Origin of the sequence: Exiguobacterium sp. U13-1 (genome assembly GCF_001750115.1) — a bacterium.
Classification (GTDB): Bacteria; Bacillota; Bacilli; order Exiguobacteriales; family Exiguobacteriaceae; genus Exiguobacterium_A; species Exiguobacterium_A acetylicum.
Window position 1 is genome coordinate 3,048,321 of sequence record NZ_CP015731.1, and the last position, 12,897, is coordinate 3,061,217.

Annotated in this window: 5 protein-coding genes; 2 read left to right on the forward strand and 3 right to left on the reverse strand. The window is 39.2% G+C overall.

All coding sequences use genetic code 11. From position 1 onward, the window contains the following. Positions 1 to 107: 107 nt before the first annotated feature. Together ESP131_RS15810 and ESP131_RS15815 are read right to left on the reverse strand one after the other, a co-directional pair. Positions 108 to 2,894, reverse strand: a complete 2,787-nt coding sequence (locus ESP131_RS15810) for a putative bifunctional diguanylate cyclase/phosphodiesterase (protein ID WP_069940953.1) — start codon at positions 2,892 to 2,894, stop codon at positions 108 to 110. Between the two features lie 138 nt (positions 2,895 to 3,032). After that, on the reverse strand, positions 3,033 to 3,455 hold the full coding sequence (locus ESP131_RS15815) for a CBS domain-containing protein (RefSeq protein WP_029342568.1): 423 nt from the start codon (positions 3,453 to 3,455) through the stop codon (positions 3,033 to 3,035). Positions 3,456 to 3,900: 445 nt separating this feature from the next. Here ESP131_RS15815 and ESP131_RS15820 point away from each other — a divergent pair, with 445 nt between their 5' ends. Together ESP131_RS15820 and ESP131_RS16570 are read left to right on the forward strand one after the other, a co-directional pair. Beyond that, on the forward strand, positions 3,901 to 5,058 hold the full coding sequence (locus ESP131_RS15820; RefSeq protein WP_047393095.1) for a helix-turn-helix domain-containing protein: 1,158 nt from the start codon (positions 3,901 to 3,903) through the stop codon (positions 5,056 to 5,058). Positions 5,059 to 5,159: 101 nt separating this feature from the next. After that, the gene (locus ESP131_RS16570; RefSeq protein WP_083254822.1) at positions 5,160 to 7,301 is read left to right on the forward strand and encodes a bifunctional glycosyltransferase/CDP-glycerol:glycerophosphate glycerophosphotransferase; all 2,142 of its coding nucleotides are present in this window, start codon (positions 5,160 to 5,162) and stop codon (positions 7,299 to 7,301) included. 218 nt (positions 7,302 to 7,519) lie between these two features. Here the strand turns inward: ESP131_RS16570 and avs4 are convergent, their stop codons facing one another. Further along, positions 7,520 to 12,226 (reverse strand): AVAST type 4 anti-phage nuclease Avs4, encoded by a 4,707-nt coding sequence (gene avs4 / locus ESP131_RS15830; protein WP_052169443.1) that lies wholly within the window; start codon positions 12,224 to 12,226, stop codon positions 7,520 to 7,522. Between the last annotated feature and the right edge of the window lie 671 nt (positions 12,227 to 12,897).

Genomic DNA, 12,897 nt, shown 5'->3' on the forward strand with positions numbered 1-12,897 from the left:
AGGTAAGACCCGGCACACCGAATGGAGTGCGTGGTGCCGCGGCTTACCTCCCGCCTGTGGAAAGCAAGGATGACAAAAACGTTCGTAAAACGACGATAGGACTCATTTCATTCAGATAGAAGCTTTTCATGGTACTTCCCGTACCAGACCCGAAACTCGTCAGCTGGAATCGGTCTTGAATAATAGAATCCTTGCGCATACTCACAGTCAAGCACTCGTAAATGATCCGCTTGTTCAAGTTCCTCGATTCCTTCAGCGACGACGTCATACTTCAGCGTATGAGCAAGCTTGATGATCGTCTCGATGAGCGGTGCGTTTGAACACGCATCCGGACCACTGATGAACGAACGATCAATTTTTAGCCGCTGGATCGGTAATCGACTTAAGTACGACAAGGAAGAATACCCCGTACCAAAGTCGTCAATCGCAAGACGATATCCCATCTGGTGCAATGTCTGTAAGGCATCAAATACGCGTGTGTCTGAAAAGACACCAAACGATTCCGTGATTTCAAGTTCCATCCGTTGTTCAATCCCCGGATGAATCTCTCGGACATCGGTCAGGTAATCGACGATTCGACCGGAGACGAGCTCTTTGACGGATAAGTTCGCTGAGACACGTAGTATTCCGAGCTCCGTGTCCTTCCACTCTTCGACTTGTCGAACCGTTTCAGCAACGACCCACATCCCAATCTCTTCAATCAACATCGATCGTTCAGCGATCGGAATGAAGATTGCTGGACTAATCATTCCCCGTTCAGGGTGGAACCAACGCAAGAGTGCTTCACAGCCATCGACCTGACCTGTTGCGAGATTAATCTGTGGTTGATAGAACAATTGTAGCTCGTTCTTCTCGATCGCTTCTCGTAATTCCCCTTCGAGGGCAACCGATTCAAGATACTCCGCACTCATCCAGGACTCGAACCAGATTGGTCCACCCTCTGTCTGTTGTTTCGCATGTTGCATCGCGATATCAACTGAGGATAATAAGGAGGTGACCGCCACTGCATCATCCGGGTAACGGACCATGCTCATGCTGATACTGACATTGACGTATTCTCCGTTAATCTCATAGACATGTTCGATGACCTGCTTTAATTTCTGGTAATCGACGATATCCTGTTGTCCGACCAACACGGCGAATTCATCTCCACCAATCCGTGCTGCTTGTCCCGTTCCGATGAAATGATGCTTGAGGCGATTCGCAAGATCTTTTAGAATCTGATCTCCCGCACCATGTCCGTAGATATCATTGATTCGTCGGAATTGCCGGACGCTGATAGTGACGAGTTCTCCCGGTTGAGGTGCTTTTAGGGCATCTGCCATCTTTTGCTCGAAACCATTCCGGTTCAACAAGCCCGTCAACATATCGAAGAGTGCGAGTTGTGTGATTCGTTCTTCCCGCCGGAACTGATCCGTCTCATCATGGCAGGATAAGTAGAGTGCGACGCCTGTGTCATCCTCTTTGTTTGCGACGTGGATGATATTGACGAACATGTTCAAAATCTTTTCATTAAAGAGCATCTTACAACGAATCGTCTGACTCTGCCCTTCCAGCGATCGTCTCAACGCCCGGCGCATCCGGTTCAAATCAGCCGGATGAATCAGTTCTTCAATCGTCCATCCCGCCGGCGCATCCGTTAATTGTCGAAAGCGTTCATTCCCGTTCACGATCGTGTAATCCGATGACATCGCAAAGATTGGATCGGTATTTTGGGAAAAGAGTGATTCGATTTCCGCTTTCTTTTGTTTAATCTCTTTTGTCTTCGCATCACTATGGTCTAATAACCCAGCAATGATGGCCGTCATCGTCCGAAAGGCTTGGACGACGGGCTGGAAATCATTTCGCTCTGGTACGTTATAACCGGATTGTCGGCGGTCTTCCGCGAAGGTATTCGCTTCTCCCTTCAGTAAAGAAAGGTCTTGGCGAAACGCGCGTAATAACGATAAGGTCAATATCAATAATCCAAGAATCAAGACACTGGTCGCGCCAAACAGAAGCCAGGCATTACGAATGATTTGATTGCCTCGATCTTGCATTTCTTGCGCGACTTGATTAAGTTCTTGATCGTATAGACGATACATGCTGGATTCATATTGTTCGGCTTGATTTGCTAACGCAACGTACGTTGAATCTTTCGGAGCACGTAATAGGTCATCGAGCGTTTGTGTGTAGGCATCCATCTGTTCCCGCATGATTGCGATATCCTGACGTCCTGCATCATTTTGAAGCGGAATCACGTCGTACAAGGATTTGATGAGCGACTCCTGTCGCAAAGGTAAATCGATCCGCATCTGTTGAATCCGTAACTGATCTATGGAACTAGGTTCTTCTTTTTGTCGGGCATTCTTCAAGATTTCAGCGGACTTACCCAGTTGTTCTTCCATCAAAATCAGATTGGAGAACACATTATAATAAGACCCTGTTTCTTTACTTAGCACGAGCTGATTGAAGATGATTTCACTTTTGAAGTTCGTCATCGTCGTGAAAAAGCGATGATTCGATTCGTATCCTTGTCGTTGTAGTTTTTGGATTTCTGTCAGGACTTCTTCGCGTGTCGACTCGGTCGCTTTCATATTCGGAAGCCGGTCCGTCAATTGTTCGAGCGATCGATTGGCCCGTTCTGAAGCTTGCGCCAAATCAGTGTCGTCATTCAAAGATGAAAAATAGTAACGCGTCACTTCTTGTTCGGCACGATTAAAAGGTGTCACTTCGGCAATCGTTTTACCCGATTCCTTGAAGCGATACCCTTCATCCAACGTTTTCGTCAAATGCTGACACGCGACGATCAACGCCACCAAACCGATGATCGCAATCATCCATGAGAACGTTTTATAGTAGGAGCGTCTTCGAAAAGCTTCTACGATGAAGACTGGTGATAAACGTCGCAACACATCGTCCTCCCTAAATTGTCATTATGCTTCTATATCGTCGTCTCCTCCCGTTTCGTGAAGTCGTTTTGGGGCAATAAAAAGCACTTCTTCCCACATTTCTGTGAAAATAAGTGCTTTTTTTACTAGTTTTATTCATTTTTAATAACTGACATTCTCTCGTGCTACTTTTTTAGCAAAATAATCGATGATATCACGTCGTCGGATGATCCCGATAAAATGTCTTCCGTCATCAATGACGGGGACGAAATTTTGATCGGTAATGACTTCAATCATCTCTTCCATTTGCGCTGTAATTGAAACTGGTTTATAACGGACGCGTTGTTTGATATCGGTTAATCGCGTCTGCAAGACGTGGTCATAATCGGCATGCTCGAGATTTGCTTCGAGTGCCCACAAGATATCGCCTTCTGTCAGCGTTCCTGCGTATTTCCCTTTATTGTCAACGAGTGGGACCGACGTAAAACGATGATGTTTCATCTTTTCTAGTGCTTGTCTGACCGTTGACTCAGGATCTAAATATTTCACCTCATCTTTAGGTAATAAGAAAAAAGCAATATTCATTTCTGTTCCTCCCTAGCCACTCTGTGACACCCTTTTCATTTTATCATGAACCCCGCGTTGATTCATTTCTCAAATGATGAAAATCTCTACATAATTCCTTCATATTTAGCTATACTATTTCGATGTTCCAAGATGAAAGATGAACTGACCGGTAACATCAACGGGTTGATGCAAGCAACGGAAGAAGCCTTGCCGACTAGATTCTTACTTTGACAGATGAATCCATTTAAGAGATTACCTGTTGAGAAGAAATATTTTTGTGTAAAGAATCCATTCTCGCACTACTGGACGATGAAAGATTCAAAAGATCCCTCGGCTTTTCCGATTGCATGTGCAGACGAAGCCTTTTTCGGAAGGCTTCGTTTTTTCTTGGTTCGTTCTCGACTATCCGTGAAAGAGGACATACACTAGAAGCAATCCACTTTATTTCGAAAGGAGTCGTGTCATGAATCGCTTGTCGACATCTGACTTGACGCAAATCGCAGAGCACCTTTACGGGATGACCGGTTTTTTCGTCACGTACCGAGATCATCATGGTACTCCGCTTGCATTACGTCCAGAAGCTCCACCTCATCCCGGAACCTTGCCGATTGAGAACGAATGGCCAGTACTTAAGAAGACTCCTCTACTCTATACCCTGAAAGATGGAACAGCTTACCTCTTTTTAGACGTTCCGGAACAAGGAATGTACCGGATTGGACCTGTTTTATTGCAATCCGCTCTTTTTCGGGCGCACATTCAAGACGAAGCGTATCATCAGTTTTATAAGGTCTTGCCGCGCACGACGGAGAACCGATTGATTGATTGTGCCCATCTGATGTATCGCTTGTTGCACGGGGAAGCATTGCCGAAGCGAGAAATCGAACAGCTGTCTGAGATTCAGGAAGCTGAAATTCCGCTCGTCGCAGATGCTCCCTCGCATACTGGTGTGACCGCGTATCGTAAAGCATGGCAACGGGAACAACAAATCATCGATTGGATCGCAACGGGTCAAAGTGAGCGACTCGCAACGACCTACTCCTTACCTGCTTATGGTGAATTTGGAACGCTCGCGCGACATCAGCCGTTACGTGCAGAAAAGAATCTGTTGCTTGGAACTGTTCTGTTGAGCGCACGCGCTGCGATTCGCGGAGGACTCGAACCCGATGAAGCGTTCTCTTTAAGCGACCGGATGATCGAGACGATCGAAGCAGCGACGAGTATTGCCGAACTCCGCAATCGTCACGTCCGTATTACGGTGTCATTTGCAGAAGCCGTCAAGGAACTTCAGGCGCTACGGCATTCCCCACATGTACTGGCTGCGATTCGCTATATTCAGCAACATCTCTATGAACCATTGTCTGTCTCATCGATCAGTCAAGCCATCCATGTCTCGTCTAATTATTTGTCCGTTCTATTTAAAGATGAAACAGGGTTACCACTTGCCCGATACGTCATCCGGGAACGCATCCGGGAAGCGAAGCGCCTCTTACGTTCTTCCGACGACTCGCTGCTTGACATCTCAAACAAGTTGCATTTCTCGAGCCAAAGTCATTTTAGTCAAGCTTTTAAACAGACGACCGGTGAGACCCCAACGCATTATCGACAACGAAGTGAATTTTAAGAGAGTCGTGCCTTTTTTTCGTTTTGTGATATCCTATTCAACAGGAACTATTTTCGTGAATCCGTTTTTGACGGATTCTTTCATCAAAAAGGAGAATCAACATGAACTCAATTAGTGTCATCATTCCTGTCTATCAAACTGAATCACAAACGAAGGCAGCCATTCAATCCGTTCTCGACCAGAAGGTATCTATCCCGGTGGAAATCGTCGTCGTCTTTGATGGTCCGAGCACATACATCGATGAGCTCCGTTCCCTCTATCCGACATGTACGATCGTGGAACAGGCGCATCAAGGAACTTACGCTGCACGTCGACGCGGTCTTGAAGTCGCGACAGGTGATTACGTTACCTTCCTCGATAGCGATGATATCCTCGCACCACGTGCGCTCTATACGTATATCAAAGCCTATGAGAAATCACGAGGTGAAGTCATCATCGGTAAAGTCTCGCCCGTCTACAACAAGAAGAAATGGCTCATGCCGATCGATGATGATCGTTATTTCTTCTATACCCGTACAAAGTTCAGTTCACGTCATCTGACGACGATTCATGGTTGGATGATCAAAAAGGATTTGTTGAACGATTTGCCGGTTCTTGAGACAAGATGGTTCGCCGATACGATCATCGCCCATACGATCATCTCGAAATTGACGAACCTGACATCGGTCAGTTACGTCGTCTATGGTCGAAACTCACGCAGTACGCCACTCGAAGGACAATCGCTCTATCAAGCACGCGATATCACGACATTGTCCGATATCTCACGAATTTATGGCATGTTATCTGCCCATACGCAGGATCATGACGTTCAAAAGTTCTTGAATACATGGTACAAACGTTTCATCTCAAAACGTGGTCGCGCATTGCTTGAGCGAAGCTCTTCAAAAAGTCAGCAGGCAGACGTCTTCCGTCATGTCGCTTACGATTTAAGACGAACGAAGGCACAGAGTAAGTACCTGCAAGCATGGTCAACGGGTTCATATATCATGTTCCGTTCATATATCACTGCTGTTAAGACAAAACAAACGTTACGGACGGCGCGACGTAAAAAAATCAAGAACGGTCTCATGCTCTATCGTCTGTTCCAAAAGATGCCGGTCAAAGAGAACCTTGTCTTATTCGAGAGTTTCCTCGGACGAAGCTACTCCGATAATCCGAAGGCTCTTTATCTGAAATTAAAAGAACAACGCCCAGAGCTTGAGCTCGTCTGGATTTTCGCGAATGAGCCTTCAGATGACGTCAAGGAAGCTTGCCCAAACTGGGTGCTCAAAAACAGCTTCGCGTATTACCAAGCGATGGCACGTGCGAAGTACTGGATTTTCAATACGCGTCAGCCACTCAGCTTAACGAAACGCGAAGAGACGATCTATCTCCAGACATGGCACGGTACACCATTAAAACGACTAGGTCTCGACATGGAAGAAGTCCATATGGCAGGAACGAATGCAACCCGCTACAAACGGAACTTCTACAACCAAGCACAGGAATGGAACTACCTCATTTCTCCGAATGCCTATTCGAGCGAAATTTTCAAGAGTGCGTTCGGTTTCCAAAACACGATGCTTGAGGCGGGATACCCACGAAACGACCTCTTGTATGCAGACGATCAAGCTGGTTTAATCAGTGAAATCAAAGCACGCCTGGATATCCCTGCTGAAAAGAAAGTCGTCTTATATGCACCGACATGGCGAGATGACGAGTTCATCGCTCGTGGAAAATATCGTTTTGATCTCCAGCTCGACTTGAATGAGATGCAGGCACGCCTTGGTGACGATTATGTCGTCTTGCTCCGGATGCATTACTTGATCGCTCAAAACATGGACATTAGTGGACACGAAGGATTCGCCTATGACGTCTCTTCGTACGGCGATATCGCAGAGTTGTACTTGATCAGTGACGTACTGATCACTGACTATTCGTCTGTCTTCTTCGATTACGCACACTTACAGCGTCCAATGATTTTCTTTACGTATGACTTAGAGAAATATGCGTCGACGTTACGTGGATTCTACTTCGATTTTGAAGCAGTCGTTCCGGGACCACTCTTGAAAGAGACGGATCAAGTCATCGATTATATCGAACAAATCGATACGAAATCTCTCGCTTATCAAGAAAAGTATGACCGTTTCCTCGAGCGGTTCTGTAGTCTAGATGATGGCACGGCAAGTGAACGTGTTCTTGCTGAGTTGTTCCCGAATACAGCACAATCGGCTAATGAGGATGAATCAACAGAAGCTGAATGACAATCAGCACAAATGAGTATAAAAATGCCTCCTTCCTTTAAGGAAAGAGGCATTTTTGGATTTAGTTACGGACGAACAAGGGAACGCTCTCGACGTGTGGTGAGTGTTGAGAGTAGACAGTTAATGAATAAGATGTAGTCGAATCACCTTATTACTAAACTTTTAACACTGAATGAATGATGGTATATCCATGACCAATTGAATCTTTAGTCTGTATTTTATAAGATACTTTCTCTTAACATATATCCGGCTACCGATCCCTTTTCAACTAGAAAGTCTAGTACAGTTAGAACTTCCCGCTTTAACCTAGCTTCTCGTCGGATATTCTCACGATTGATGTGAATATATTTTTTAGTAACACTCTCTAAATAATAGATAGTATAATCTTCTAGTTCATCGTTCCATAAATCCCTATTATTAGATAACATACTTGAAATCCACGATATTCCTTCTTTAATGAAATGTTGTCCAATCCCATTTAATAACTTAGCAATTGAATATAAAGCTGCCGGTGCATCGCCTAATCGTCTTGTAACTTTCATTAAGAATCTTTTATTTTGTTCATTTAAAGAGTGCCATTCTTTGATGTTATCGTTCCACAATGTTTCGGCAAAAAGAAAGCTTTTAATTAGTCGCGAATTACCGTAACTATTTTTACGTTTTTGGTTTAATTCAACAACTTTTTCAAAAAACAAATCCCATACCAACCAAAATTCATCATATTTTTTTAGGATATCTTCTACATAAATAAATTCTTTAAATAGGTCAGCCATAGATTCATTATTATTAAATTTTTCTATAAATGGACTCAAATATTCTTGTATATCATTACTCGAAGCAGACAATACAATTTCTGCTAACTTCACCAGAAAATCATGACTGACTTTGTAATCCATTTTATTTCTTCGATCATCCAGTAATAGCTTTTCAGCAAACACTGTTACTATACTTTTAATTAAACACTTATGAACGACATTATTAGTTCCGAGTGGAATTAATTGAAATGCTGTTTTTAAAATACGTGGAGAAATATCGCTAATATTTTCAATTTCTTCAAATATAATTTTATTCCCCATAAATTTGTCTATATCGGCTTCATATTCTTCTATGAACTTTTGTAAAAAGTCTTCATCAACACCCAAACTTCTATGCTTATTAAAATTCTCTATACGTAATTTTTCTCGCATATCTTCATACTTAGGTTTTAAATATAAGTATCCCAATAATAAAGATTGTGCATCTTCAAAGTTTGTATCCCACAATTCATTTAAGATTGCTTTAGTTGAATAACTTGAAAAGTCCGTAGTTATTCCTATAGGATTACTATCGAACAGGGTAATTAATAGAATGCCTTTAACAAGTTCACTTTCTTCTGGGAAATACCTCAACAAAATCGGTAAGATCGCAATAGCAGCTTCAACACCATCTCCAATTTGATATGCGTAATTGCCCCTTAAAGAAGATGAAGCGAAAGTTAGAATAACTTCTTTACAAAATTCTTTGTCGGATTCTGAAAGAATCTCAAAATAATCTCGAATTAAAACTGCACATACATACGAGGGAATACCTCTGGAAAAAAAAGAATTTTCTACATGTCTATCTTGTATTTCTTTATGCATCTCTCTGATTTCTGCCAAAGCTAATAAAGGATCTTCTTCATATTTATTATATTCCCTGAATTTAATGTCATTTTTAAATTTATAATCAGACCATAATCTTAATGGTAAATACTTAGTAGCCTCGGAGCTTTTTTGAAGAGCAGATTCACTGTATTCTATTAATTCTGGCTCTAGCTCTGGATTAAAATCAATTTGGATACCTTGCTCAATTTCCTCAACAATAGGGTTCATTTTTCTTCTATCCATACGCGCTAAGAACAGTCGCCATGTTTTATCTTCTTCAAAGGATGTCTTTTCAAGTTCCAAATAATAATCATCAAAAATACCCCATAAAGTTTCCATTCTTTCAGTTGCTTCATCATCTGTTGTATCCTCATTTCTAAAGAACTGATACATCAGAGCAATTGTTTCAAGTGTTTTTTTTCTATGATCATAGCCACAACTTTGTATTCTTTCGTCCTGATGAACTTTATGTTTAGCGATCATCCCATAACCCATTCTAAATGTACTTATTGCTGTTTGTTCTAAAACCGATCTAGTGATATCGTAAAAAAAGAATTTTTTAGTTTTAAATAATACCTTTGCTACATTAAATGTTTTTTCATAATTAGCTATTACTATACTTGCAACCATCGCAGTTATAGAAGCAGACTTCGATTTTTCAATCAAATATAATAGATTATTTTCCAATATTTCTGAATCTGTCCGTTTCGACTGTTCCAACAAAAATTTTTCTAGTGCCATATGTACAGATTCAAGTATTTCCGGTGAAACCTGTGTTCCTCGATAAGTATTCCATAGTCTATCACTTACATATTGTTTAATCACCTTATTGTTAATATTTACTTCTACCTCTTCTACTTCTCCTTTACTTAGATCAGAATTTGCGTAACTTTCAGCAGTATGATTTACTAATCTAATAATAAAATCAATAGTTTCTTTAAAAGCGTAATTCAATAACCAATATACAGGAGTTTGAAATGCACTGGCTGGAGAGTAATCCATTTTATTACTACAAATTGAAAATTCATCTGAGATATCTGAGCTACTGTAATATGGATGAGGTGGTTCATCTGGTTTAATCCAATATAATTCTGCTAACTGTAATACATAACTAGGAAGTACCTTCAAAACTTCTTGGTTGTCACCCAACTTAGATAAAATAGCATTTACCAGGCTATAGTATGGGTCCCTATATTTTCTCCAATTATTATCAATTACTTCTGAAAAAATCGTTGTAAGTTCACTACTAATTTCACTTGCCCCATATAAAATAGTTTGGATTACTTTTTCTTCAGTTTCATTTTCTCTGAAAGCATAATTATCTTTTTCACTAATTAGCTTATAGTATCTCAATGCTAATAAAGCCGCTAATCTTGTAGATTCACCGCTTTTATATTTGTTATTCCATTCGTAAATTACAGGTAATATATAATTTATTGTTTCTATTTCAAAAGACTCTTTATATTGATAAATCAGCTTAATTACACTGTTCCAGCCATGCCCTTTTGGTTTTGTTACTATATATTTCATATGTGATATTGAATATCTATCTAAACCAATTAATTTAAGATAGTCTTCATCAACTTCTTTGCATGCTACCCTCAGTAAAAAAGTGATTCTTTTTAACAACTTACAATTATCTTCAAATATTTCTTTTTCAAATAGGCTGATAAAATTATCAGAGTATGGTGAAAGTAAAATAGATACTAAAATTTCATCTTTCCAAAAATAAGGTATATCTTCGGCTTCAAAAACCTCTTCAATTAGATTTTCAATTGAACTATCTTCTTGTAAAAGCTTATCAGATACCCATTTTCTAAAACTCCGACGAATAGGCAAGGATTCTCCTATTTGATTGAAAAAACCTTGTAAATTAACTCTTTTAACAAATTCAGAGTCTATTTTCTTCTCTAATGCCCATTCTTCATATATATCATGTGCAATAAAATAACCTGCTGTTTCATAGCCCAATACACCATCTTGTACGAAAGACGACATTGTCATTACATCAGAATTTGGTGAAATGAAAAATTGTCCTTCATCTGCTCTTTGAAAAGCAATTTTCATAAAACATTGTTCTCTAGCTGGCTTCGATTTTTTTATTACCTTATCCCATAGCTTATCTTTAAAATTTTTATAATTAATTAATTCTTCTTTATCATAAAGTCTTAAATACTCATTCAAATAAAAGGGATTTCTAAGCACTTCTAACAATTTTTCATCACTAGGCAAATTAAAATCATATTCTTGAGCGTATTCGGTTAATTCTTCCGAAGTTAAAGACTCAATATAAAATTTGAACGGCTTAACTTTATAATGATCTATAAACTGCATATCTAAATCAGACAAATAATTACTTCTTGCAGTAAAAATAATTTTCCATCTACACTTAATTAAAGTATTGATAAATTCATTAAATGGATCTGTTTTTTCTAAGTCTAATATCTTTTCAGCAGAATCAACTACTATCACCTTTTTTTCATCTTCTTTATGAACTTCTATAAAATCATTAAAACTACAACCATTAAAGAGATTATTTATCTGGTTAGTTTCAAACTCACTAGCTTTGAAAATATAAAAAGAACTATCAACCTTCATATCTTCATATAACTTTTTAATAACGGCTGTTTTGCCAACACCACCTATTCCTGAAACAACTAAAACTTGTTCACTTTCCATCTTATCTAAAATACCTTGCAATAGATTGGTTCTATTAATTTCTATTTTCTTATCTTGAAAAGAAATAGATGTCTGAATTCCTTCTAAAATCGACTCAGTATGTAATTCCTTTTCCAATAACATTTGGAAAATACTAGTTTCGAAAGTAAAAAAGTGTTTAGCCATTAATTCATTTTCCATAGTCACAAATGGAGATTCAAAAAAGCTAGCAGTTCTCCATTCTATCTGAATTTCTAATTCATTAGCTTTAGCTTCAACGTCAATTTTAGCCTGAGGATCATTTTGTTCTGGTTTATCAGAAGTATGGCTTTGTCCCCATTCTTGATTAGTATAAAAAATAATTTTATTTATTTCTGGATAATCCCTTTTACTTTTTTCTAAAGTATCTATTAATTCTTTCTTATGCGGTGATAAAGTTGTATCATAAAATTTTGATTGCCAGCCTATGACATCTTCATTTATCGAAATCGGATTTGTTTCAATACCAGATTGATTTTTATATCTGAAAATTCCTGTTTCTTTTTTAAACTCTAAACAAAATAGAATATAGCAAAGCCATTCAAAATTACCTTGTGGATTTTCACTAAATTTAGCCTCAAAAACCTTCCAATCAGGTTTAATCATAATCACACCTCTTTTTATATTTTTTACTTTATGTTACAAAATTTATTGGGAGTAGCGACTTTTCCCCTTCTTCTTTAAAAAACACCTCTTAGCTCTAGGACATGCTCTACATAAGTCATCTTTTAGAATCCGCTTCAAAATATCTTCTTTCTTTTTCCTAACTTAACACAAATATCTTCCTCATGTAGTAAAGCGAATGCTTTAAAAGAAAGGTTTTCTCCGTGTTGTAATCTAGCTTTCAATGAGGATATCTACTTGTTCTTCACAACTTTTTAAGAGGGATAGATAAAAAATATGTTTTTTTTAATCAACTAATATTGGTTACTAATAAATGTTTCTATTCTGTGTATTGAAATCAAATTTGCTTAATTACAAACAGCAAAAACCTTTAATTTTATTGCGATATAAATATCAACTTATGCCTTCCTAAATACGTTTCTTTTATTCATTACTAATACAAGAACCCGACCTTTTAGACTGACCTAGCAATATGAGACATATATAAAACACCTTGATTAGGCTGCCAGTTCACCGTATTTTTTCAGTGTCAGGTAGCCTAATTTTTCCTTGACGTACTGAAACTCCTCAGACTTTAAGTTATAGTGGAACGATTCGATAACTGCATTGTCCCAACAGTTTCATTTACGAGACATGCTGCTTATTAGGTGATT

Bases quoted from the DNA above. Each gene is read 5' to 3' on its own strand.
- ESP131_RS15815 (WP_029342568.1), bottom strand. From the start codon at position 3,455: ATGAATATTGCTTTTTTCTTATTACCTAAAGATGAGGTGAAATATTTA.
- ESP131_RS16570 (WP_083254822.1), top strand. From the start codon at position 5,160: ATGAACTCAATTAGTGTCATCATTCCTGTCTATCAAACTGAATCACAA.
- ESP131_RS15820 (WP_047393095.1), top strand. From the start codon at position 3,901: ATGAATCGCTTGTCGACATCTGACTTGACGCAAATCGCAGAGCACCTT.
- avs4 (WP_052169443.1), bottom strand. From the start codon at position 12,226: ATGATTAAACCTGATTGGAAGGTTTTTGAGGCTAAATTTAGTGAAAAT.